The organism is Variovorax sp. WS11, from assembly GCF_010499245.1.
Classification (GTDB): Bacteria; Pseudomonadota; Gammaproteobacteria; order Burkholderiales; family Burkholderiaceae_C; genus Variovorax.
This window is the reverse complement of record NZ_JAAGOW010000001.1, coordinates 1,613,452-1,635,276: the sequence shown is the minus strand read 5'-3', so window position 1 is coordinate 1,635,276 and position 21,825 is coordinate 1,613,452. Positions and strand designations below refer to the sequence as shown.

Annotated in this window: 19 protein-coding genes; 14 read left to right on the top strand and 5 right to left on the bottom strand. The window is 68.0% G+C overall.

The features are described from left to right. Nucleotides 1-54: 54 nt before the first annotated feature. From GXN78_RS08265 to GXN78_RS08255, 3 genes are read left to right on the top strand one after another with little or no spacing between them, the layout of a single operon-like run. Nucleotides 55-939 (top strand): MOSC N-terminal beta barrel domain-containing protein, encoded by an 885-nt coding sequence (locus tag GXN78_RS08265; protein WP_106559665.1) that lies wholly within the window; start codon nucleotides 55-57, stop codon nucleotides 937-939. 58 nt (nucleotides 940-997) lie between these two features. Beyond that, nucleotides 998-2,089 (top strand): redox-regulated ATPase YchF, encoded by a 1,092-nt coding sequence (gene ychF / locus GXN78_RS08260; protein ID WP_106559664.1) that lies wholly within the window; start codon nucleotides 998-1,000, stop codon nucleotides 2,087-2,089. A 2-nt stretch (nucleotides 2,090-2,091) separates the two neighbouring features. Further along, the gene (locus tag GXN78_RS08255) at nucleotides 2,092-2,766 is read left to right on the top strand and encodes a glutathione S-transferase (RefSeq protein ID WP_106559663.1); all 675 of its coding nucleotides are present in this window, start codon (nucleotides 2,092-2,094) and stop codon (nucleotides 2,764-2,766) included. Nucleotides 2,767-2,788: 22 nt separating this feature from the next. Here GXN78_RS08255 and GXN78_RS08250 read toward each other — a convergent pair whose 3' ends face one another. Continuing rightward, the gene (locus GXN78_RS08250) at nucleotides 2,789-3,259 is read right to left on the bottom strand and encodes a YqaA family protein (protein ID WP_106559662.1); all 471 of its coding nucleotides are present in this window, start codon (nucleotides 3,257-3,259) and stop codon (nucleotides 2,789-2,791) included. A gap of 167 nt (nucleotides 3,260-3,426) precedes the next feature. Between GXN78_RS08250 and dusB the strand changes: the two genes are divergently transcribed. The 3 genes from dusB to purH are packed head-to-tail and all read left to right on the top strand — an operon-like array spanning nucleotide 3,427 to nucleotide 6,336. Then, a complete protein-coding gene (gene dusB / locus GXN78_RS08245; RefSeq protein WP_106559661.1) occupies nucleotides 3,427-4,485 on the top strand; it encodes a tRNA dihydrouridine synthase DusB in 1,059 nt (352 codons plus the stop codon). 29 nt (nucleotides 4,486-4,514) lie between these two features. Next, nucleotides 4,515-4,751, top strand: coding sequence for a Fis family transcriptional regulator (locus tag GXN78_RS08240; RefSeq protein WP_068683508.1), 237 nt, complete (start codon nucleotides 4,515-4,517; stop codon nucleotides 4,749-4,751). A gap of 7 nt (nucleotides 4,752-4,758) precedes the next feature. Next, a complete protein-coding gene (gene purH, locus GXN78_RS08235; protein ID WP_106559660.1) occupies nucleotides 4,759-6,336 on the top strand; it encodes a bifunctional phosphoribosylaminoimidazolecarboxamide formyltransferase/IMP cyclohydrolase in 1,578 nt (525 codons plus the stop codon). 55 nt (nucleotides 6,337-6,391) lie between these two features. On the opposite strand, the gene GXN78_RS08230 is transcribed toward purH, so the two are convergent. The 3 genes from GXN78_RS08230 to GXN78_RS08220 are packed head-to-tail and all read right to left on the bottom strand — an operon-like array spanning nucleotide 6,392 to nucleotide 9,155. Then, a complete protein-coding gene (locus GXN78_RS08230) occupies nucleotides 6,392-6,895 on the bottom strand; it encodes a hypothetical protein (RefSeq protein ID WP_106559659.1) in 504 nt (167 codons plus the stop codon). Next, nucleotides 6,892-8,193 (bottom strand): glutamate-1-semialdehyde 2,1-aminomutase, encoded by a 1,302-nt coding sequence (gene hemL, locus GXN78_RS08225; protein ID WP_106559658.1) that lies wholly within the window; start codon nucleotides 8,191-8,193, stop codon nucleotides 6,892-6,894. Before hemL ends, GXN78_RS08230 begins: the two co-directional genes overlap by 4 nt. Further along, nucleotides 8,193-9,155, bottom strand: coding sequence for a bifunctional hydroxymethylpyrimidine kinase/phosphomethylpyrimidine kinase (locus tag GXN78_RS08220; protein ID WP_106559657.1), 963 nt, complete (start codon nucleotides 9,153-9,155; stop codon nucleotides 8,193-8,195). The genes hemL and GXN78_RS08220 overlap by 1 nt, the downstream gene beginning before the upstream one ends. Nucleotides 9,156-9,264: 109 nt before the next feature. On the opposite strand from GXN78_RS08220, the gene GXN78_RS08215 reads away from it, so the two are divergent. The 6 genes from GXN78_RS08215 to GXN78_RS08190 all read left to right on the top strand — a co-directional run bounded on the left by GXN78_RS08215 (nucleotide 9,265) and on the right by GXN78_RS08190 (nucleotide 19,252). Next, entirely contained in the window at nucleotides 9,265-9,435 is a 171-nt protein-coding gene (locus GXN78_RS08215; RefSeq protein ID WP_007838397.1) for a rubredoxin, read from the top strand. A 78-nt stretch (nucleotides 9,436-9,513) separates the two neighbouring features. Then, nucleotides 9,514-9,912: a response regulator gene (locus tag GXN78_RS08210; protein ID WP_106559656.1), complete on the top strand. Its 399-nt coding sequence runs from the start codon at nucleotides 9,514-9,516 to the stop codon at nucleotides 9,910-9,912. A 1-nt stretch (nucleotide 9,913) separates the two neighbouring features. Beyond that, nucleotides 9,914-10,279: a response regulator gene (locus GXN78_RS08205; RefSeq protein ID WP_106559655.1), complete on the top strand. Its 366-nt coding sequence runs from the start codon at nucleotides 9,914-9,916 to the stop codon at nucleotides 10,277-10,279. Between the two features lie 28 nt (nucleotides 10,280-10,307). Further along, a complete protein-coding gene (locus GXN78_RS08200; protein ID WP_106559654.1) occupies nucleotides 10,308-10,838 on the top strand; it encodes a chemotaxis protein CheW in 531 nt (176 codons plus the stop codon). Nucleotides 10,839-10,878: 40 nt separating this feature from the next. After that, nucleotides 10,879-13,209, top strand: coding sequence for a methyl-accepting chemotaxis protein (locus tag GXN78_RS08195; RefSeq protein WP_106559653.1), 2,331 nt, complete (start codon nucleotides 10,879-10,881; stop codon nucleotides 13,207-13,209). A 16-nt stretch (nucleotides 13,210-13,225) separates the two neighbouring features. Continuing rightward, the gene (locus GXN78_RS08190) at nucleotides 13,226-19,252 is read left to right on the top strand and encodes an Hpt domain-containing protein (RefSeq protein WP_106559652.1); all 6,027 of its coding nucleotides are present in this window, start codon (nucleotides 13,226-13,228) and stop codon (nucleotides 19,250-19,252) included. An 18-nt stretch (nucleotides 19,253-19,270) separates the two neighbouring features. On the opposite strand, the gene GXN78_RS08185 is transcribed toward GXN78_RS08190, so the two are convergent. Further along, complete coding sequence (locus GXN78_RS08185; protein WP_106559651.1) at nucleotides 19,271-20,773, bottom strand: deoxyribodipyrimidine photo-lyase; 1,503 nt, start codon at nucleotides 20,771-20,773, stop codon at nucleotides 19,271-19,273. Between GXN78_RS08185 and GXN78_RS08180 the strand changes: the two genes are divergently transcribed. After that, on the top strand, nucleotides 20,772-21,371 hold the full coding sequence (locus tag GXN78_RS08180; protein ID WP_106559650.1) for a YqgE/AlgH family protein: 600 nt from the start codon (nucleotides 20,772-20,774) through the stop codon (nucleotides 21,369-21,371). The two genes, GXN78_RS08185 and GXN78_RS08180, sit on opposite strands and share 2 nt — an antisense overlap. Continuing rightward, complete coding sequence (gene ruvX, locus GXN78_RS08175) at nucleotides 21,368-21,805, top strand: Holliday junction resolvase RuvX (protein ID WP_106559649.1); 438 nt, start codon at nucleotides 21,368-21,370, stop codon at nucleotides 21,803-21,805. Before GXN78_RS08180 ends, ruvX begins: the two co-directional genes overlap by 4 nt. The last annotated feature ends 20 nt before the right edge of the window (nucleotides 21,806-21,825 follow it).

Below are 21,825 nucleotides of genomic sequence, written 5' to 3'. Positions count from 1 at the left end.
GGCCGATGTGCCCGCCGGTGCGGGACAATCGCCCCCTTCAGCCAAGGACTCCCCGTGACCGTTCCCGCCGACTTCGACCTCCAGGCCACCATCGCCCGCCTCTTCGTCTACCCCATCAAGTCCTGCGCCGGCGTCGAGCTGCCCGAGGCGCTGCTGACCGAGACCGGCCTGGAATTCGACCGCGCCTGGATGGTGGTCGACGCCGAGGGCGAGTTCGTCACCCAGCGCGAGTTGCCGCGCATGGCGCTGATCCGTCCGCAGATGAAGCATTCGGAGATGGTGCTGCGCGCCCCCGGCATGCTGGCGCTGCACATCGCCTTCGACCGGGTCGAGCAGCCGGTGCGTGTGCGGGTCTGGAAGGACGAGGTGGCCGCCTACGACATGGGCGACATTGCGGCCCAGTGGTTCAGCGACTTCCTGTCGCAGCCCGGCCGCCCGCAGAAGCTGCGGCTGGTGCGCTTCGATCCCGAGCAGAAGCGGCTGTCGAACATGAAGTGGACCGGCGGCGCCGCGGCGCAGAACCAGTTTTCGGACGGCTATCCCCTGCTGGTGGCGAGCGAGGGCTCGCTGGCCGAGCTCAATGCGCGGCTCGCCGCGCAGGGCCATGCGGCGGTCGGCATCGAGCGCTTCCGTCCCAACATCGTGCTGGCCGGCATCGAGGCGCACGACGAGGATCGCGTGGAGATGCTGTATGTGGGCACCGGCGAGGGCGAGGCGCAGCTGCAGCCGGTGAAGCCCTGCACGCGCTGCCCCATTCCCGACATCGACCCGGCGACCGCCGAATCCGGTCCCGAGGTCGGCGACACGCTGCGCACCTACCGTGCCGATCCGCGCGTCGATGGCGCCATCACCTTCGGAATGAACGCGATCGTGCTGCAGGGCATCGAGCACATGCTCCGGCGCGGCCAGCCGGTCGGCGCCAACCTGCGCTTCGAGTGAGGGCGAATCGGCGCGCCTAGAATCCCCGCTTCCCCCAAAGCATCCTGAAAGTCCCGCCATGAGTCTCCAGTGCGGCATCGTCGGCCTGCCCAACGTCGGCAAGTCCACCCTCTTCAACGCCTTGACCAAGGCTGGCATCGCGGCCGAGAACTATCCCTTCTGCACCATCGAGCCGAACATCGGCGTGGTCGAGGTACCCGATACCCGGCTGGGTCAGCTGGCCGAGATCGTGAAGCCGGAGCGCGTCGTGCCGGCCATCGTCGAGTTCGTCGACATCGCGGGCCTGGTGGCCGGCGCCAGCAAGGGCGAAGGGCTGGGCAACCAGTTCCTGGCCCACATCCGCGAGACCGACGCCATCGTCAATGTGGTGCGCTGCTTCGAGGACGACAACGTGATCCACGTGGCGGGCAAGGTCGATCCGATCTCCGACATCGAGGTGATCCAGACCGAGCTGTGCCTGGCCGACCTGGCCACCGTCGAGAAGGCGCTGCAGCGTCACAACAAGACCGCGCGATCGGGCGACAAGGAGGCGATCAAGCTGGTCGCGCTGCTCGAGAAATGCCAGGCCGCGCTCAACGACAACAAGCCGGTGCGCACGGTCGAGTTCAGCAAGGAAGACAAGCCGCTGATCAAGCAGTTCTCGCTGATCACCGCCAAGCCCGCGATGTTCGTCGGCAACGTGGCGGAGGATGGCTTCGAGAACAACCCCTTCCTCGACCGCCTGCGCGAGTACGCGGCCGCGCAGAACGCGCCGGTCGTGGCCATCAGCGCCAAGATCGAGTCCGAGCTGGCCGACATGGACGAGGAGGACAAGAAGATGTTCCTCGCCGAAATCGGGCAGGAGGAGCCGGGCCTCAACCGGCTGATCCGCGCGGCCTACAGCCTGCTGGGCCTGCAGACCTACTTCACCGCCGGCGTGAAGGAAGTGCGCGCCTGGACCATTCACATCGGCGACACCGGGCCGCAGGCGGCCGGCGTGATCCACACCGATTTCGAGAAGGGCTACATCCGCGCGCAGACCATCTCCTTTGCCGACTACATCGCCTACAAGGGCGAGCAGGGTGCGAAGGATGCCGGGAAGATGCGGGCCGAGGGCAAGGAGTACGTCGTCAAGGACGGGGACGTGATGAACTTCCTGTTCAGCGCCTGAACATGATCACGGTCCACCACCTCAACAACTCCCGCTCGCAGCGCGTGCTGTGGCTGCTCGAAGAGCTCGAGCTGCCCTACGAGATCGTGCACTACCAGCGCGACCCGAAGACCATGCTCGCGCCGCCCAGCCTGCGCGCGGTGCATCCGCTGGGCAAGTCGCCCGTGGTGACGACGACGGACGGGCTGGTGCTCGCGGAGTCGGGCGCGATCCTGGAGTCGCTGATCGAGCGCCATGGCAACGGCCGCATGGCGCCCGCCGCAGGCACGTCCGAGGCGCTGCGCTACCGCTACTGGATGCACTATGCCGAGGGCTCGGCGATGCCGCCGCTGCTGCTCAAGCTGATGTTCGACCGGATCGAGAAGGCGAAGATGCCCTTCTTCGCCAAGCCGATCGCGAAGGGCATCGCGAGCAAGGCGAAGGCGGCCTTCATCATGCCCAACATCACGAACCACCTGAACTTCATGGAAGCCGAGCTCGGCAAGAGCGAATGGTTTGCTGGCGCTGACTTCTCCGGCGCCGACATCCAGATGAGCTTTCCGGTCGAGGCTGCGGTGGCGCGTGGCGGGCTCGATGCGAAGCGGCCGAAGCTGATGGCCTACCTCGAGCGCATCCACGCGCGGCCTGCGTACCAGCGCGCGCTGGAGCGCGGTGGACCTTACGGCCTGCTGAGCTGAACCGGGTGCGCGGGCGGCGCACTCAGTTCGGCCAGATGTAGAGGAGTGCCACGGTCATCGTGACGTAGCGCAGGAACTTGCCGATCGCCATGTAGAGCACGCAAGGCCAGAAGGAAAGCTTCAGCCAGCCCGCAACGGCGCAAAGCGGATCGCCCACCAGAGGGAGCCAGGCCAGCAGGCAGGCCTTGGGCCCCAGTCTTTCGAGCCAGGTCAGCACACGCATGTGATGCTTCGAGTGCGAGTACTTGTCTGCCACCTGGTGCGCGGCATAGCCCATCCACCAGTCGACGATGCCGCCCAGCGTGTTGCCCGCGGTAGCGACACCGACCGCAGGCCAGAACAGTTCGGGATTGAGCTTCAGCAGGCCGAAGAGCGCCGGCTCGGAGCCGACCGGCACCAAGGTGGCCGACACGAAAGCGGCGATAAACAGGGTGCTGAGCCCGAATTGCGGCAGTGCCAGAAGCGCCAGTAATGAGTCGAGCCAAGCTTGCATGTGCGCTGCAGTATAGAAACATGCGGCGATATGCGGCGAGGTCGTATAGGTCTTCGAAGCGCGGCGACCCGCCGACAAAAGTGCAAATCGTTGCAGCGGCGGCTTCGCGGCACCGCTACAATCGTGCCTCATTTTTCAGCAGCCCCCGGCGCTCGCCACTTTCCTCCATGACCCTGCAGATCGGCAACATCGTGCTGGAGAACCGTCTGTTCGTCGCGCCCATGGCGGGTGTGACCGACCGGCCCTTCCGCATGCTGTGCCGCGAGCTCGGTGCCGGCTATGCGGTGAGCGAGATGGTCACGTCGCGCAAGGAGCTGTGGAACTCGCTCAAGACCTCGCGCCGTGCCAACCACGAGGGCGAGCCGGGCCCCATTGCGGTGCAGATCGCCGGCACCGATGCGGCCATGATGGCCGAGGCCGCGCAATACAACATCGAGCGCGGCGCGCAGATCATCGACATCAACATGGGCTGCCCGGCCAAGAAGGTCTGCAACAAGTGGGCCGGCTCCGCGTTGATGCGCGACGAGCCGCTGGCCCTCGAGATCGTCGAAGCGGTGGTGCGTGCCGCGGCGCCGCGCGACGTGCCGGTCACGCTCAAGATGCGCACCGGCTGGAGCGAGGACCATCGCAACGCGGTCGCGCTGGCGCGGCGCTTCGAGAGCGCGGGCGTGCGAATGCTCACCGTGCATGGCCGCACGCGCGAACAGGGCTACAAGGGCGAGGCTGAGTACGACACCATCGCCGCGGTCAAGTCGGCAGTGCGCGTGCCGGTGGTCGCCAACGGCGACATCGACTCGCCTGAAAAGGCGCGCCAGGTGCTGGCGCTCACTGGCGCCGATGCGCTGATGGTGGGCCGCGCCGCGCAGGGGCGGCCATGGATCTTTCGCGAGATCGCGCACTTCCTCGCGACCGGCACGCAACTCGCGCCGCCGCTGGTGGCCGAGGTGAGTCGCTTGCTGCTCGAGCATCTGCAGCAGCACTACGCGCTCTACGGCGACTACAGCGGCGTGCGGACCGCACGCAAGCACATCGGCTGGTACGTGCGCGACCTGCCGGGCGGCGAGCAGTTCCGCAGCGAGATGAATGCCATCGAGGATTGCGACGCGCAGTGGCGCGCGGTCGCGGAGTTCTTCGACGTGCTGGCGGCACGGATGGACCGCATTCCGCCCGACGAAGGCGGCAACGCGCGAACGCCCAGCGACGAGCAGGCCGACGCGTTGGCATGACATGAACAAGAAAAGAAGAGCAGAGGGCCATGAGCAAGAAACACATTGAAGACTGCGTGCGAAGCAGCCTGGACAGCTACTTCCGCGATCTGCGGGGCACCGAGCCCGACGGCATGTACGACATGCTGGTGCGCGTGGTCGAGAAACCCCTGCTCGACGTCGTGATGACGCGGGCCGAGGGCAACCAGTCCAAGGCGGCCCAATGGCTGGGCCTGAACCGCAACACCCTGCGCAAGAAGCTGGTCGAACACAAACTTTTGAAATAAGCCCCACATGGCACTGACCGCACTGATTTCCGTTTCCGACAAGACCGGCATCCTCGAATTCGCGCAAGCCCTGCATGGCCTGGGCGTCCGCTTGCTGTCCACCGGCGGCACCGCCAAGCTGCTGGCCGACGCCGGCCTGCCGGTCACCGAGGTGGCCGAACTCACCGGCTTCCCTGAAATGCTCGACGGCCGGGTGAAGACCCTGCATCCCAAGGTGCATGGCGGCCTGCTGGCGCGGCGCGATGTGCCGGCGCACATGGCGGCGCTCGCGCAGCACGGCATCGACACCATCGACCTGCTGGTGGTCAATCTCTATCCCTTCGAGGCCACGGTCGCCAAGCCGGGCTGCACGCTGGAAGATGCGATCGAGAACATCGACATCGGCGGTCCCGCGATGGTGCGCAGCGCCGCCAAGAACTGGAAGGACGTGGGCGTGCTGACCGACGCCTCGCAGTACCCGCAGGCGCTGGCCGAGCTGAAGGCCGAGGGCCAGCTCAGCCGGAAGACGAAGTTCGCCTTCTCGGTGGCCGCCTTCAACCGCATCAGCCAGTACGACGGCGCGATCAGCGACTATCTCTCCGGCCTGCAGGAGGACGGCACGCAGGCGCTGTTCCCGGTGCAGAGCAATGGCCGATTCGTCAAGCTGCAGGACTTGCGGTACGGCGAGAACCCGCACCAGCAGGCCGCCTTCTACCGCGACCTGTACCCGGCGCCCGGCTCTCTGGTGAGCGCGAAACAGTTGCAGGGCAAGGAGCTCAGCTACAACAACATCGCCGATGCCGACGCGGCCTGGGAATGCGTGAAGAGCTTCGACACGCCGGCCTGCGTGATCGTGAAGCATGCGAACCCCTGCGGCGTGGCGATCGGAAAGGACGCGCACGAGGCCTACTCCAAGGCCTTCAAGACGGACCCGACCTCGGCCTTCGGCGGCATCATCGCCTTGAACCGGCCGCTGGACCGCGCCGCTGCGGAGGCGATATCGAAGCAGTTCGTCGAGGTGCTGATGGCCCCGGGCTACGCGCCCGAGGCGTTGGAGGTCTTCAAGAGCAAGGTCAACGTGCGCATCCTCGAGATCGCGCTGCCGCCCGGCGGCAAGTCGGCCTGGGAGCAGGGCCGCAACGCGGTCGACGTCAAGCGCATCGGCTCGGGGCTGCTCATGCAGACCGCGGACAACCGCGAGCTGTCGATCGAAGAGCTCAAGGTGGTGACGAAGAAGCAGCCGACGCCGCAACAGCTGCAGGATCTGCTGTTCGCCTGGAAGGTCGCGAAGTACGTCAAGAGCAATGCCATCGTGTTCTGCGCCGACGGCATGACCATGGGCGTGGGCGCGGGCCAGATGAGCCGACTCGATTCGGCGCGCATCGCGAGCATCAAGGCGCAGCATGCGAACCTGTCGCTGCAAGGCACGGCGGTGGCGAGCGATGCCTTCTTCCCGTTCCGCGACGGGCTGGACGTGGTGGTGGATGCCGGCGCGAGCTGCGTGATCCAACCCGGCGGCTCGATGCGTGATCAGGAAGTGATAGCTGCCGCGGACGAGCGCGGCGTGGCCATGGTGTTCTCAGGCGTGCGGCACTTCCGCCACTGAGCCCGTCCGGCGCATGGCGAGAAAAAGGCGTCTCGTGCCGCCTTCTTCTTTTTTCCTATTCGCCGCCGAAGCGGTACTTCAGCTGGAAGCTGATCGCGCCGTAGAGGCGGTTCTTGATCGTCGGCACGTAGGCGATGTTGAGCCCCCAGTTCTTGCCTTCGATGGCTGCCGTGGGAATGAGCGCCGGGAACCAGTTGCCGTTGCGGTAGTTCGGGTAGCCGTCGAAGCCGCCCACCACCGCGCCGAATCGCACGCCGTGAAACTCGAAGGGCAGCACGTACAAGCCGAGGTAATGCGACTGGCGCCGGTCGCTGTTGTGGAGGGTGCCCAGCGTGACGCGGTACACATCGTTCAACGGGTACTCGAAGCCCAGGCCGGGGTTCTTGTTTTGCAGGCCCTTGTCGCCGTCGAAATGCGCCGAGTAGAAGCCGACGTTGATCCACGTCTTTTGGACGTCGAAGGGCTCGTCGAAGCTCGGCAGTGCGAAGCTCGCGGACTGCGCCAGCGCCAGGCCCGGAAGAAGAATGCTCAGGGCCGGCAGCAGACGCAGGGGCTTCATTTCGGTGGCTCAGTCTTTCCGAAGATCTGGCGGGCAGCTTCGATGGTGGCAGCGATGTCCTCGTCGCTGTGGGCGGCGCTGACGAAGCCGGCTTCGTACAGCGCGGGCGCAATATACACGCCGCGATCGAGCAGGCCGTGGAACAGCGCATTGAACCTGGCGTTGTCGGTCGTCATCACGGCGCCATAGTTCTGCGGCAACGCATCCATGAGGAAGAAGCCGAACATGCCGCCCTCGTTGTCTGCGCTGAAAGGCTGGCCCTCGGCGGCCGCAGCGGCCTTCAGTCCCTCGACCAGCGCGCGGGTCTTCTTCGAAAGCGCTTCGTAAAAGCCCGGCTTGGCGATTTCCTTGAGCGTCGCCAGGCCGCAGGCCGTGGCAACAGGATTGCCCGACAACGTGCCGGCCTGGTAGACCGGGCCCAGCGGCGCCAACTGCTCCATGATCGCGCGCGGCCCGCCGAAGGCCGCCAGCGGCATGCCGCCGCCGATCACCTTGCCCAGCACCGTGAGGTCGGGCCGAATGCCCAGCACGCCCTGGGCGCCATGCAGGCCGACGCGGAAGCCGGTCATGACCTCGTCGAACACCAGCAGCGCGCCGTACTGCGTGCAGAGCTCGCGGCAGCGCTGTGCGAAGGCCGCGCTCGCGCGCACGAAGTTCATGTTGCCGGCAATGGCCTCGATCATCAGGCCGGCGATCTCGTGGCCGTGCAGCGTGAAGGCTTCCTCCAGCTGCGCGAGGTTGTTGTACTCGAGCACCAGGGTGTGCTGCACGACCTCGGGCGGCACGCCGGCCGAGGTCGGGTTGCCGAAGGTCGCAAGGCCGGAGCCCGCCTTGACCAGCAGCGCGTCGGCATGGCCGTGGTAGCAGCCTTCGAACTTGATGATGTACTTGCGCCCCGTGGCGCCGCGCGCCAGCCGCAGCGCGCTCATCGCGGCCTCGGTGCCCGAGCTCACGAGGCGCACCATCTCCATCGAGGGCACGAGCGCGAGGATGGCCTCGGCGAGCTCGATCTCGCGCTCGGTCGGCGCGCCGAATGAGAAGCCCTCGGTCACGGCGCGCTGCACGGCCTCCACCACCGCGGGATGGCCGTGGCCCAGGATCATCGGCCCCCAGGAGCCGATGTAGTCGATGTAGCGCTGGTCGGCAGCGTCCCAGAAGTAGGCGCCCTGGGCGCGTTTCACGAAGCGCGGCGTGCCGCCGACGGCCCGGAAGGCGCGTACCGGCGAATTGACGCCGCCGGGGATGACGGCGCGGGCGCGCTCGAAGAGGATGCTGTTGGGGTCGGTGGCGCTGGGCATCAGTGTCTTGTGTCGTGTGGGGGCAGGGCGAAGTCGACGGGGGTGGCGGACTCTTCATTTTCGGCGTCCTCCTCCTCGGGCTGGGCCCAGAAGAGGCGGTCCGGCAGGACATGGCCCATGCCCGGGCGGAAGCCCGCATCAAGGCAGCGGTCCATGTAGCTCAGCGCCTCGGTGGCGGCGGCGGCCAGGTCGGTGCCGCTGGCCAGGAGCGCAGCCAGCGCGCCCGAGAGCGTGTCGCCGGCGCCGGTGAACACGGCGTCGAGCCGCTCGTATTTCTCGCTGGCGAGTACCGACTGCGGCGAGGCCAGGACGTTGTCGAAGTACTGGTCGGGCAGCACCATTCCCGTCACCAGCGTGTAGGGCACGCCCACCTCGCCGGCGGCGCGCGCGATGTCGCGTGCGGTGGGCGGGCGCTCGCCGGCCCAGTCTGGCAGCAGCCAGCGCCACAGCGTGCTGTGATTGCCGACCAGCACCGTGGTCTGCGGCAGCACCAGTTCGCGGAAGGCGTCGAGATAGGCCTCGATCTGCGCGTCCTCCCACCAGGAGAGATTGGGCATGTAGGCGACCACGGGGACTTCGGGGTAGTCGGTCGCGGTCTCGGCCACGGTGCTCAGGTTCTCGGGAGAGCCCACGAAGCCCACCTTGATCATCTGCACCTCCACGTCCTCGAGAATGGTGCGCGCCTGCTCGGCGACGGCCTCTTCGTCGAAGGGGAAGTGGTCGAAGATCTCTGCGGTGTCGCGCGCATAGGCGCCGGTGACGACCGGCAGCATGTGGGCACCGACCGAGGCGATGGCCACGGCGTCGCAGGCGAGCCCGCCGGCACCGCTGGGGTCGCTGGCGTTGAAGACCAGCACGCAGGGCGGATTCGGTTCGCTCTCGGCGCTGACTTCGTCGCTGGTGGGGTCGGTAAGATCGCTCACTTTGTGGCCTTGCTCCGGCGGTAATAAGGAAGTTGTCATACGCAGCGGGGCTCGGCAGATGGTGGCGTATCTGAGACGCTTATCACGCGATTTTGAGATACGTTTGGATACGATCGTTGCATTCTATGAACAGGGACTTTAAGCTGCGATGAATACGAAAACCTGGATGTGCCTGATTTGCGGGTGGATCTATGACGAAGCGGTGGGGGTGCCAGAGGATGGTATTGCGGCCGGCACGGCATGGGCAGATGTTCCGATGAATTGGACCTGTCCCGAATGCGGGGCGCGCAAGGAAGACTTCGAGATGGTTGAAATCTGAAGCATGGCATAGGGCCGTGCTTCTTGGCGCCCCACGAGGGGCGTTTCGGTCTTAGAGTGTCATAAAGGAGCGGCGAGAATGAGCTCGAACGGATCCGGTTACAAGGTTCTCGTCATCGACGACAGCAACACCATTCGGCGCAGCGCCGAAATCTTCCTCAAGCAGGGCGGCCACGAGGTGCTGCTGGCGGAGGACGGTTTCGACGCGCTGTCGAAGGTCAACGACCACAAGCCGCACCTGATCTTCTGCGACATTCTCATGCCGCGCCTCGATGGTTACCAGACCTGCGCCATCATCAAGCGCAACGCCCATTTCTCCAATGTCCCCGTCGTGATGCTCTCGTCCAAGGACGGCGTGTTCGACAAGGCGCGCGGCCGCATGGTCGGCTCGCAGGACTATCTCACCAAACCTTTCACCAAGGACCAACTGCTGCAGGCGGTGCAGCAGTTCGGCGTCGTTTCGCAGGAAGTGCAGTAATATGGCCATTCGCAAAGTGCTCGTCGTCGACGACTCCAAGACCGAGTTGATCTTCCTGACCGATCTTCTCCAGAAGAACGGCTTCTCGGTGAAGACTGCCGAGAATGCCGAGGACGCCATGCGCCGCCTCGAGGAAGAGCAGCCCGACCTCATCCTCATGGATGTCGTGATGCCGGGCCAGAACGGCTTCCAGCTCACCCGTGCGATCGCGCGCAACCCGCAGTACGCTTCGGTGCCCATCATCATGTGCACCAGCAAGAATCAGGAAACCGATCGGCTCTGGGGCATGCGCCAAGGTGCTCGCGACTACATCGTCAAGCCGGTGAATGCGGCCGAGCTGATCGCCAAGATCAGCGCGCTGGCCTGACCGTCGGCTTTTCTTTTTTCTCTCGTTCATGGCCAACCGCGACGCCCTACGCGCTTTCCAGTCCCGGCTTGCCAGCCGCCTGCAGGCGGCCCGCACCTCGGGTGTGTCCGCCTCCTGGCTCGCGGTAGAGGCGGGCGAGGCGAAATACCTGTTCCCGCTCGGGCATGCCGGCGAGATCTTCCCCTGGACTCCGCCGCAGGCGGTGCCCTATGCACAGCCCTGGTTCCTGGGCGTCGCCAACCTGCGCGGCGGCCTTTACGGCATCGTCCAGCTGTCCACCTTCGCTTCCCGCGAGGCTGCGCCCGCCGGCGGCGATTCGGCGCGAGCCCAATCGCGCCTGGTGGCGCTCAACGAAATGCTCGAAGTCAACTGCGCCCTGTTGATCGACCGGCTGGTGGGTCTGCGCGGCGTGGAAGCCTTCACCGAATCGCAGGCGCCGGACGGCGACGCCCCAGCCTGGCTGGGGCATTCGTACACCGACGCAGCCGGTGAGCGCTGGCAGGAAATCAACCTGCAGGCGCTGTCGCAGCAACCGCAATTTTTGAGTATCGGCGCCTGAGTGCAGCGCCTTGCACCGACCATTACCTGAAGGACCGACCGTGAGCTCGATCGCCGACAAGTTCAAGAAATTCCTGCCTGCGGGTGGCGACACCATGCGTGTCGACAGCGGGTCGACGTTGTCCCTGGATGGCGCCGAAACCTTGCAGCCGCCCGAGGAAAAGACGGTGCGCATCCGACGCGATTCGACGGCCGAAACACCGGAGTCGGTGGTTCTCGCAATGGACGCCGCCAACGACCAGTCCCCGGCTGTCACGATCGACAACGACCCCGTGCTGTCCGAGACCCCCGGCGCCGCCCCCTCGCAACCGGCGGCCGGCGGCGGTTCGCTGCGCTCCAACCCCGCGCGCCAGCAGCGCGTGCTGGCGATCGTGCTCGCCGCGGTGGTGCTGTTGCTGCTGCTGGTGGCAGGCTCCGCCATCCTGCGCGCCGAACGGCTGGCGCAGCAGGTCGCCTCCACCGGCCAGTCGCTGATGCAATCGCAGCGCCTGGCCAAGTCGGTGTCGCAGGCGCTCGTGGGCAACGTGCCGGCCTTCACCGAGGTCAAGGAGAGCGCGGACGACCTGACGCGCCGCGTCCAGGGCCTGGCCAATGGTGACGACGCGCTCAAGCTGGAGCGCGTGGGCAGCCAGTACGAAGCCGAGCTCGGCAAGATCACGCCGCTGGTCGAGCGTGCCGACAAGAGCGCCAAGGCCGTGCTGGCCCAGCAGAAGATCCTGACCCAGGTCGGCACCGCGCTGCGCGACATCAACCGCCAGTCTTCCGACCTGCTCGAAATGACCGAGACCGTGGCCTCGCTGAAGATGCAGCAGAACGCCACGCTGCCTGAGATCTCGGCCGCCGGCCAGTTGGTGATGCTGACGCAGCGCATCGGCAAGTCGGCCAACGAGTTCCTGACGGTCGAGGGCGTGAGCCCCGACGCCGTGTTCCTGCTCGGCAAGGACCTGAACACCTTCCAGGAAGTCACGCGCGGCCTGCTCGAGGGCAATGCCCAGCAGCGCCTGCCGGGCACGCGCGACGCGCAGACCCGCCAGCAGCTCGAGGCCATCCTCAAGACCTATGAGCAGACCCGCACGCAGGCCGGCGCCATCCTGGGCAACCTCCAGGGCCTGGTGGCGGCACGCGAGGCACAGGCCGCGATCCTGGCCGACAGCGAGCCGCTGCGCACCTCGCTCAGCGACCTGCAGGAAAAGCTCTCGGCGCGCACCGGCCTCGGCGCCGGCACGGTGGTGATGCTCTTCGTGCTGTCGCTGGCCGCCCTGGCGCTGGCCGGCGCGATCGGCTTCGTGCAGGTTCGCGAGGGCCGCGAGCGTGCACTGGCCGCCGAACGCGAGCGGGTCGCCGCTGAACGTGCCAGCGAGGACGCGGGCCGCGTCAACGCCGCCAACCAGGCGGCCATTCTGCGGCTCATGAACGAACTGCAGACGGTGGCAGAAGGCGACCTGACGCAGGAAGCCACCGTGACCGAGGACATCACCGGCGCCATCGCCGACTCGGTGAACTACACGGTTGAAGAGCTCCGACTGCTGGTGGGCAACGTGCAGAACACGGCCACCCGCGTGGCGCAGACCACTTCGCAGGTGGAAAGCACCTCGACCGAGCTGCTGGCCGCCTCGACCGAGCAACTGCGCGAGATTCGCGAGACCGGCCAGTCGGTGCTGACGATGGCCGAGCGCATCAACGGCGTGTCCTCGCAAGCGCAGGAATCGGCCACGGTGGCCCGCCAGTCGCTGGAGGCCGCGTCTTCGGGCCTGCAGGCCGTGCAGAACGCGATCGGCGGCATGAACTCCATCCGCGATCAGATCCAGGAAACCTCCAAGCGGATCAAGCGCCTCGGCGAATCGTCCCAGGAGATCGGCGAAATCACCGAGCTGATTTCGGACATTACCGAGCAGACCAACGTGCTGGCCCTGAACGCCGCCATCCAGGCCGCGTCCGCCGGTGAAGCCGGCCGCGGCTTCTCGGTGGTGGCGGAAGAAGTGCAGCGCCTGGCTGAACGCTCCGCGGACGCCACGCGCCAGATCTCGGCGCTCGTGAAGGCCATTCAGACCGACACGCAGGATGCGGTGGGCGCCATGGAGCGCTCCACGCAGGGCGTGGTTGAGGGGGCCAAGCTCTCCGACAACGCCGGTACCGCGCTGTCCGAGATCGACCGCGTGTCGCGCCGTCTCGCCGAACTGATCGAGCAGATCTCGCAGTCCGCGTCCCGCGAGGCCGATTCGGCCAACGTGGTGGCTGCCAACATCCAGCACATCTTCGCCGTGACCGAGCAGACCGGCGAAGGCACGCGCACCACCGCCCAGCAGGTGCGCGAGCTCTCGCACATGGCCGAGGAACTGCGCCAGTCGGTAGCCCGCTTCAAGATTGCCTGAACCCCGAGCACCCAACGTGTCGACCCAAAGCCCCGCCACCGCCCCGAAAGCCGGTCACGCGCCGGCCCATGAAGATCTCGGGCCGCTGGCCTGGGTGCTCGGAGAAATCCAGAAGTCGCTCGACAACGCCAGCAAGACGCTGAAGCGCTTCGCGCGCGAGTCCGGCGGCAGCGTCGAGGCCGACACCGCGCCCTTGCGCCTGGCCCGGCAGCAGCTGCACCAGGCCGTCGGCGCGCTGCAGATGGTGGGGCACTCGGCTCCCGCGCTGGTGCTGGGGGCGATGGAGTTCGCCGTCCAGAGCTTCGTCACCGAGCCGGCGCGCTGCACCGAGGCCGCGGCCCAGAAGATCGACCGCGCAGGCTTCGCCGTCGCCGATTTCCTCAATGCGCTGCTGGGGGGCAAGACCGTGTCCTCGGTCGCCCTGTTCCCTCAGTACCGCGACGTGCTCGAGCTGGTGGGCAACGAGCGCGTGCATCCGGCCGACCTCTGGGACATGAACTGGCGCTGGGCCGAGATCAAGCCCTCGCCCACGCAGACCGCGATGGTGTACGACCCCGCGGTGCGCTCCAAGCTCGACCGCGAGGTGCTGAAGATCGTCAAGAACGGCGACGACCACGCCGCACGCCGGCTCCAGGCCCTGTGCCTGAGCCTGGGCCGCGGCGCCTCGGTGCCGCGGGTGGCCAGCTTCTGGACGCTGGCGGCCGGCTTCTTCGAGGCGCTGGCGCTGGCGTTGATCCCCGCCGACGCCCACGTCAAACGCGCGGCCTCGCGCGTGCTTTTGCAGTACGCCACCCTGGCGCGCGGCGACAACACCGTCTCCGACCGCCTGGGCCAGGACCTGCTGTTCTTCTGCGCCCAGGCCGTGCCCGGCGCGCGCGACGAGGCCGCCACGCTGCGCGCGGTGCGCGTCGCCTGGGGCGTGGCCAACGAGCAGAAGGTCGACTACACGATCGAGCAGTTTGGCCGCTTCGATCCACAGGTGCTGATGCAGGCGCGCAAGCGCATCGAGAACGCCAAGGAGATGTGGTCGGCGCTCTCGGGCGGCGATGTCTCGCGCACACGCCAGGTGGCTGACACCTTCGTCCAGCTCGGCGAGTCGCTGCAAAAGCTGCATCCCCCCAGCCAGCCGATGGTGCAGGCACTGAACAACGCGGTCGATGCCTCCATGCGCTCGGGCCGTCCGCCGGCCACCGAGCTGGCGATGGAGGTCGCGACCTCGGTGCTCTACCTCGAGGCCGCTTTCGAAGACCTCGATCCGCACGATCGCCAGCTGACGGCGCGGACCGTCCAGCTGGCCGGCCGCATCGAGCGCGCGCGCGAAGGCGGCCGCTCGGAGCCGCTCGAGTCCTGGATGGAGGAGCTCTATCGCCGCGTGAGCGACCGCCAGACCATGGGCACCGTGGTCGGCGAGCTGCGCAGCCACCTCAGCGAGCTCGAGAAATCGCTCGACCAGTTCTTCCGCCGGCCGACCGAGAAGGGCCTGCTGCGCACCGTGCCGACGCAGCTGCTGCAGATGAAGGGCGTGTTCTCGGTGCTCGGCCTTGAGCAGGCCGCCCAGACCGTGCACCGCATGCGCGAGAACGTCGACCGCCTGCTGGCGGAGGAGCCGTCCGCCACCGACGCCAAGGACTTCGACGCGCTCGGCAACAACCTGGGCGCGCTGGGCTTCCTGATCGACATGCTGAGCTACCAGCCGGCGCTGGCCAAGCGTCTGTTCGTGTTCGACGCCGAAGCCGGCGAGCTCAAGCCGCTGATGGGCCGCCAGGCCGCCGAGGCGGCCGCGCCCGAGGTGGCCGCGTCCGGCTCCTTCGCCTCGGCCTCCGGGCCTGTCTCGGTCACTGATTCCGTGCTCAGCGTGGAGGAAGTCGATGCCCAGATCGCGGCCAAGCTCGCCGCGCTGGCGACGCCGGCGCGCAAAGCACCGCCGCCGCCGATCGAGGAGGTCCGTCGCCCGGCCGCGAGCTGGACCGCCAAGATCACGGGCCCGGCGCCACTGGAGGCCCTGCCCGATACCGAAGTGCGGGAGCTGGAGGAGGACGATCTCCAGAACATCTTCCTAGACGAGGCCCGCGAGGTGCTGCACAACGGCTTGGCCGCCGTCTCGGCGCTGGGCTCGCGCCCGGACGACAACGGCGAACTGACCGTGCTGCGCCGCGCCTTCCACACGCTCAAGGGCAGCTCGCGCATGGTCGGGCTGATGGATTTCGGCGAAGCCGCCTGGTCCTTCGAGCAGGTGCTCAACACCTGGCTGGCCGACCAGCGTCCGGCGACGCCCGAACTGCTCGCCGGCACGCGCCGTGCGCTGACCGACTTTGCGAAATGGGTCGAAGCCATCGCCGCCAACGAGCCGCACGGCTGGCAGTCCGCGCCCTTCTGCAGCGTGGCGGAATCGCTGCGCACCGGGGAGCCGATCGCGCCGCACGCCCCTGTGGCGGATGCCGACACGCTGGTCGCGGCAGCGCGTCACATCGCGGCCGAGGAGACCTGGGTCGAGGCCAAGGTCGTGCCCGAGGCGCAGCCCGAGCTCCAGCCACTGCCCCTGCCGGACCTGCCCGACCTGGACCTGGGACCGCTGACCTTCGACGCGCCGGAATTCGAACCGTCGGCTGTCCAGCCCGAACCTGCGAGCGCCGGGGCACCGGAACAGCCCGCTGCCGACGACGATTTCGCCTCGACCGACTTCCTGGACTTCGACAGCAAGCCCACGCCACTGGTCGAAGAGCCGCAACTGCCTGCCGAGGTGGAAGAGATCGACTTCCTCGAGACCGCGCACGTGAGCATCGAGCCCGCGTTGCAGATGCCGGCCGACGAGCCGCCCGTCGCTCTGGACTCGCATTCGCTTCCCGTGCCGCTGCTGAAGGAGGCGTCGGTCGAAGAGTCCCCACGCGAACCCTTGCCGGAGCTCTCGCTGGAACTGCACCTGGAGCCGGCGACCGAAGGCCCGACCGAGGAACCGCAGATCGAAGCGCAGGTCGAGGCGGAACCGGAGGTGCTGGCCGCCGCGCCCGTGGAGGTGCCGGAGCCCGCAGCTGAGCCGCAGTCCGAATTCAACCCCGAGACCGCGCCCGAACCCGAACCCGAACAGCTCGCAGAGCCCTCGGCGTTTGCCGCGGCGATCCCCGTCGACAGGCTGCCCGTCCCTGGCGCCGACGATCAGGTCAAGGTCATCGGGCCGCTGCGCATCGGCATCGCGCTTTACAACGTCTACCTGGTCGAAGCCGACGAGTGGTCGCGGCAGCTGGCCCATGAGGTCGGCGAGTGGGCACTCGAATCGAACCAGCGCGTGCCGGAATCGGCCATCAACCTGGCCCATTCTCTGGCCGGCAGTTCGTCGACCGTCGGCTTCCAGGGCCTGTCGGACATGGCGCGTTCCTTCGAGGCCGCGCTACAGCACCTGTACATGCAGGGCCGCGGCACGCCGGCGCAGGGCGTGGTATTGGTTGCGGCAGCCGACGAGCTGCGCCGCCTGCTGCACCAGTTCGCGGCCGGCTTCCTCAAGGAACCCGCCGACGCGACGCTGCAGGCACTGCGCGAGGTGGCGGCGTCGCCCATGCCGCTCGAGATCGGCGATACCGCCGCAGGCACTGTCGTGGCCGCGCCGCGCCCCGGCAGCGGCGACGTGTCGCTCGACGAGGGCGAAGACGCAATCGACGTGGCCGATGCGGTCGACGTCGACCTGTTCCCGATCTTCGAGGAGGAGGCGGCAGAGCTGCTGCCGCAGCTGGGCACCGCGCTGCGCGAATGGTCGCAGCACCTGGACGACCCGGCGCCGCGCGCCGCCACGCTGCGCACGCTGCACACGCTCAAGGGCAGTGCCCGGCTGGCCGGCGCCATGCGCCTGGGTGAGCGCGCCCACCGCATGGAGTCCGAGATCGAGGCCATCGGGTCCTCGGGCGCCGATCGCGCCTCGGTCGAACAGCTGCTGACGCGCTTCGATGCGTTGCAGGCCACCTTCGATGCGCTGCGCGCGGCCGACAACGCGATGCAGAGCGAGCTGGCACAGCGGGCCGTTGCCGCACCGGCTCCGGCGCCCGTCGTCGAGGTGCGCGCCGAAGCGCCGGAAGCGGACGCCGCCGAGCCCGACTCGCCGACGGCCGGCCAAGTTATCGAAGAAGGGTCGCGCCCCGCGCTGCCGATGCCCTCGCCCTCGGCGCTCACGCCGCTGCGCCCGCTCTCCAGCCAGGCGGTGCGCATCCGCACCCACCTGCTCGACCGCCTGGTGGCGCAGGCCGGCGAGGTCATCATCACCCGCTCGCGCCTGGAGGCCGAGCTCGGCCAGCTGCGCAGCTCGCTCGGCGACCTGACCGGCAACCTCGACCGCCTGCGCCAGCAGCTGCGCGACATCGAGGTGCAGGCCGAGAGCCAGATGCAGTCGCGCCTGGCACAGGCCAAGGATTCGCAGCAGGGCTTCGATCCGCTCGAGTTCGACCGCTTCACGCGCGTGCAGGAGCTCACGCGCATGATGGCCGAGTCGGTCAACGACGTGGCGACCGTGCAGCGCACGCTGCAGAAGACCGTGCAGGCGACGGAAGACGACCTCAGCGCCCAGGCGCGCCAGACGCGCGAACTGCAGCGCGGCCTGCTGCGCACGCGCATGGTGGAGTTCGAGGGCATTTCCGAGCGCCTCTACCGCGTGGTGCGGCAGGCCTCCAAGGACACCGGGAAGCAGGTGCGCCTGGACATCGTCGGCGGCAGCATCGAGATGGACCGCGGCGTGCTGGACCGCATGACGCCCGCCTTCGAGCACCTGCTGCGCAACTGTGTCGCGCACGGCGTCGAGGATGCGGCGGCGCGCGAGAAGGCCGGCAAGGAGCCGAGCGGCCTGATCGCCATCGAGCTGCACCACGAGGGCAACGACGTCTCGGTGAGCTTCCGCGACGACGGCGCGGGGCTCAACCACCGGCGCATCGTCGAGCGCGCACGCGCGCTGGGCCTTATCGCCGCAGACCACCAGCCGAGCGAGGACGAGACAGCCGAGCTGATCTTCACCCCCGGCTTCTCGACCGCCGAGCAGGTGTCCGAGCTGGCCGGCCGCGGGATCGGCATGGACGTCGTGCGCGCGCAGGTCGCCGCGCTCGGCGGCCGCATCGAGATCCAGAGCAAGCCAGGCGAGGGCACGCAGTTCAAGCTCGTGCTGCCGCTGACCACGGCCGTGACGCACGTGGTCATGCTGCGTGCCGGTGCCACCTCGATCGGCGTGCCGTCGAACCTGGTGGAGCTGGTGCAGCGCGCCGGAGCCTCCGAGCTCGAGGCCGCTTACCTGGAGCAGCGCTATCCCTTCGGCGGCGACCAGGTGCCCTTCTTCTGGGCCGGTGCTCTGCTGCAATCGTCCGCGCGCAGCGAGCGCGGGACGGCCAAGACCAACACCATCGTCATCGTGCGAAGCGCGGCCCAGCGGGTGGCCCTGCACGTGGATGAAGTGCTGGGCAACCAGGAAGTGGTGGTCAAGAACCTCGGTCCGCAGCTCTCGCGGCTGCCGGGCATGGCCGGCATCTCGGTGCTGGCTTCCGGTGCGGTCGCCCTGATCTACAACCCCGTGGCCTTGGCCGCAGTGCATGGCGAGCAGGCGCGGCAGTTCCAGGCCAGCGGCGCATCGGCCGCCGGCTCGGCGCGCGGCGCGGACGCCGTGGTGGCCCCGACGGCGCCGCCGCAGATCCCGCTGGTGCTGGTGGTCGACGACTCGATCACCGTGCGCCGCGTCACGCAGCGCCTGCTGCAGCGCGAAGGCTACCGCGTGTCGCTGGCGGCCGACGGCCTGCAGGCGCTCGAGCGCCTGCAGCAGGAGCGGCCGGCGGTGGTGCTGTCGGACATCGAGATGCCGCGCATGGATGGCTTCGACCTCGCGCGCAACATCCGCGCCGACGCTTCGCTGGCCGGTCTGCCGATCATCATGATCACCTCGCGCATCGCGGAAAAGCACCACGACCATGCGCGCGCGCTGGGCGTCAACCACTACCTCGGCAAGCCCTACGCGGAAGACGAGCTGTTGCGGCTGGTGCGCCACTACACCAGCGCCGAGGCGCCGCAGGCGATGGCGGCCTGATCGGGCCCGGGCGGCGCTTCAGGCGCCGCCCTTCCTTCCACCCTTCGCCTCGCGCACCACGGCATAGCGCTGCAGCGTGCGCTCTCGCGCTTCGGCGTGGTCGACGATCGGCGCCGGATAGCTGTCGCCCAGCCGCACCCCGGCCGCTTCCAGCTCCAGCGGCGCCGCGGTCCAGGGCGCATGGATGCTCGTACCCGGCAGCTTCGCCAGCTGCGGCAGGTAGCGGCGGATGAACTTCCCTTCGGGGTCGAAGCGCTCGCTCTGCGTGACCGGGTTGAAGATCCGGAAGTAGGGCTGCGCATCGCAGCCGCTGGAACTGGCCCACTGCCAGTTGCCGTTGTTGGACGCCAGCTCGAAGTCGTTGAGCTGCAGCGCAAAGTAGCGCTCGCCGCGCCGCCAGTCCAGGCCCAGGTCCTTGCAGAGGAAGCTGGCCACGACCATGCGCAGCCGGTTGTGCATGTAGCCGCTCTGGTTGATCTGCGCCATCGCGGCATCGACCAGCGGGTAGCCGGTGCGTCCGCGGCACCAGGCCTCGAAGAGCGTGTCGGCGTGCTTGCCGTGGTGCCACTGGATCCGGTCGTACTCCGGCCGGAAGCTCTTGCCCTCGCCGACCTGGGGGTGGTGCGCGAGGATCTGGAAGAAGAAGTCGCGCCAGATCAGTTCCCCCAGCCAGGTCGAGGCTCCGGCGTCGCCTTGCAGCGAAAGCTGGTGCGCCACGCCCGCGAGCTGCCGGACCGAGACGGTACCGAAGCGCAGGTGCACGCCGAGGTAGCTGGGGCCGCGCACGGCCGGATAGTCGCGCGCGTGGTGGTAGCGGTCGATGCGCTGGAAGAAATCTTCGAAGAGCGCCCCGCCGCCCTGGCTGCCAGTCGGGATCTCCAGGTCGGAGAGGTTGCTCTTCCCGAAGCCGATCTCGGCCAGCGCCGGTACTGGCGAGCGGTAGTTGGCGGGCGCGGGCGCCAGCGCATCGGCATGGCTGCGCACGGGGTAGGGCTTCAGGTAGAAGGCATCCACCTTGGCCAGCCAGGCGCGCTTGTAGGCGCTGAACACGGTATAGGGCTGGCCGGTCTTCGTCAGCAGCTCGTCGCGGTCGAAGACGGCCTGGTCCTTGTAGGTGTGGAAGCTGATGCCGCTGTTGGCCAGCGAGCCCAGAATCTTGGCGTCGCGCGCCAGCGCCTCGGGCTCGTCGTCGCGGTTCGCGAACACCGCCTGCACTTCCAGGGCGCGCGCGAGCGGCGCGATCTCGTCCTCGGCCACCGCGTGGCGCACGCTCAGCCCGCCGCCCAGGCCGCGCAGCTCGGTCTCCAGCTCGACCAGCGATTCGCGGATGAATTCCACGCGCCGGTCCGCGCGCGGCAGCGCATCGAGGATCGCCCGGTCGAAGACGAAGACGCAGAGCAGTTGCCGACAGGCCCGCAGCGCGTGGTAGAGCGCTGCGTTGTCGTCCACCCGCAGGTCGCGGCGGAACCACATGAGGCCCTTGGCGTAGGTCTTGTCGGCGGCCAGTAAAATCGGCGGCATGGCCTCCGATTCTGCCCCGATGAACCTCACGCATCACTTCCTGATCGCGATGCCGGGTCTGACGGACAAGGCCTTCAGCCGCAGCGTGGTCTACCTCTGCGAGCACAGTGAGCGCGGCGCGCTCGGCCTGGTGATCAACAAGCCCAGCGACATCAACCTCGGGGTGCTGTTCGAGAAGATCGAGCTGCGCCTGTCGCGCCCCGAGCTCGGCAGCGCGCCGGTGTTCCAGGGCGGCCCCGTGCAGACCGAGCGCGGCTTCGTGCTGCACGAGCCGGTGTTCGGGGAGGGCGAGAAGCCCAACGAGTCGGTCTACGCCTCGACCATGACCATTCCCGGCGGCCTGGAAATGACCACCTCCAAGGATGTGCTGGAGGCTTTGGCCACCGGCGCCGGGCCACGCAAGGTGCTGGTGTCGCTCGGCTACGCCGCCTGGGGCGAGGGCCAGCTGGAATCCGAACTGGCCGAGAACAGTTGGCTCACCGTGGGCGCGGATCCGGAGGTGATCTTCGACACGCCCATCGAGCAGCGCTACGACAAGGCCCTGTCGCTGCTGGGCCTGCTGGCCTGGACGCTGTCGCCCGAAGCGGGGCATGCATGAGGGGTCCGGCAATGCCCGACAGCGCTGCCCCTCCTGCTTCCGTTCCCTCCCATTTTCAAAGCTTCCTGGCCTTCGACTTCGGGCAGAAGCGCACAGGCGTTGCGAGCGGCAATCGGCTGTTGCGAAGCGCGACGCCGCAAGCCACCATCCGGGCCGAAGGCGACGCCCGCTTTGCGCAGGTCGAGGCGCGTATCCGCGAATGGCAGCCCGACGCGCTGGTGGTGGGCGTGCCCTACCACCCGGATGGCGCGCCGCACGACAACACTCGCGCTGCCCAGCGTTTCGCGCGCCAGCTGAAGGGCCGCTTCGGCCTGCCGGTCTACGAGGTCGACGAGCGCTACAGCACCACCGAGGCCCTGGCCTCGGGCGCGCGCGATGCCGACGCGGCGTCGGCCTGCATCATCCTTGAACAGTTTCTGAGGAACCTCCCGTGAATACGATTCCGAGCAACGAA

Coding starts and splice junctions, on each gene's coding strand:
- ychF (WP_106559664.1), top strand. CDS start 998: ATGAGTCTCCAGTGCGGCATCGTCGGCCTGCCCAACGTCGGCAAGTCC.
- GXN78_RS08255 (WP_106559663.1), top strand. CDS start 2,092: ATGATCACGGTCCACCACCTCAACAACTCCCGCTCGCAGCGCGTGCTG.
- GXN78_RS08250 (WP_106559662.1), bottom strand. CDS start 3,259: ATGCAAGCTTGGCTCGACTCATTACTGGCGCTTCTGGCACTGCCGCAA.
- dusB (WP_106559661.1), top strand. CDS start 3,427: ATGACCCTGCAGATCGGCAACATCGTGCTGGAGAACCGTCTGTTCGTC.
- GXN78_RS08240 (WP_068683508.1), top strand. CDS start 4,515: ATGAGCAAGAAACACATTGAAGACTGCGTGCGAAGCAGCCTGGACAGC.
- purH (WP_106559660.1), top strand. CDS start 4,759: ATGGCACTGACCGCACTGATTTCCGTTTCCGACAAGACCGGCATCCTC.
- GXN78_RS08230 (WP_106559659.1), bottom strand. CDS start 6,895: ATGAAGCCCCTGCGTCTGCTGCCGGCCCTGAGCATTCTTCTTCCGGGC.
- hemL (WP_106559658.1), bottom strand. CDS start 8,193: ATGCCCAGCGCCACCGACCCCAACAGCATCCTCTTCGAGCGCGCCCGC.
- GXN78_RS08220 (WP_106559657.1), bottom strand. CDS start 9,155: ATGACAACTTCCTTATTACCGCCGGAGCAAGGCCACAAAGTGAGCGAT.
- GXN78_RS08215 (WP_007838397.1), top strand. CDS start 9,265: ATGAATACGAAAACCTGGATGTGCCTGATTTGCGGGTGGATCTATGAC.
- GXN78_RS08210 (WP_106559656.1), top strand. CDS start 9,514: ATGAGCTCGAACGGATCCGGTTACAAGGTTCTCGTCATCGACGACAGC.
- GXN78_RS08205 (WP_106559655.1), top strand. CDS start 9,914: ATGGCCATTCGCAAAGTGCTCGTCGTCGACGACTCCAAGACCGAGTTG.
- GXN78_RS08200 (WP_106559654.1), top strand. CDS start 10,308: ATGGCCAACCGCGACGCCCTACGCGCTTTCCAGTCCCGGCTTGCCAGC.
- GXN78_RS08180 (WP_106559650.1), top strand. CDS start 20,772: ATGGCCTCCGATTCTGCCCCGATGAACCTCACGCATCACTTCCTGATC.
- GXN78_RS08185 (WP_106559651.1), bottom strand. CDS start 20,773: ATGCCGCCGATTTTACTGGCCGCCGACAAGACCTACGCCAAGGGCCTC.
- ruvX (WP_106559649.1), top strand. CDS start 21,368: ATGAGGGGTCCGGCAATGCCCGACAGCGCTGCCCCTCCTGCTTCCGTT.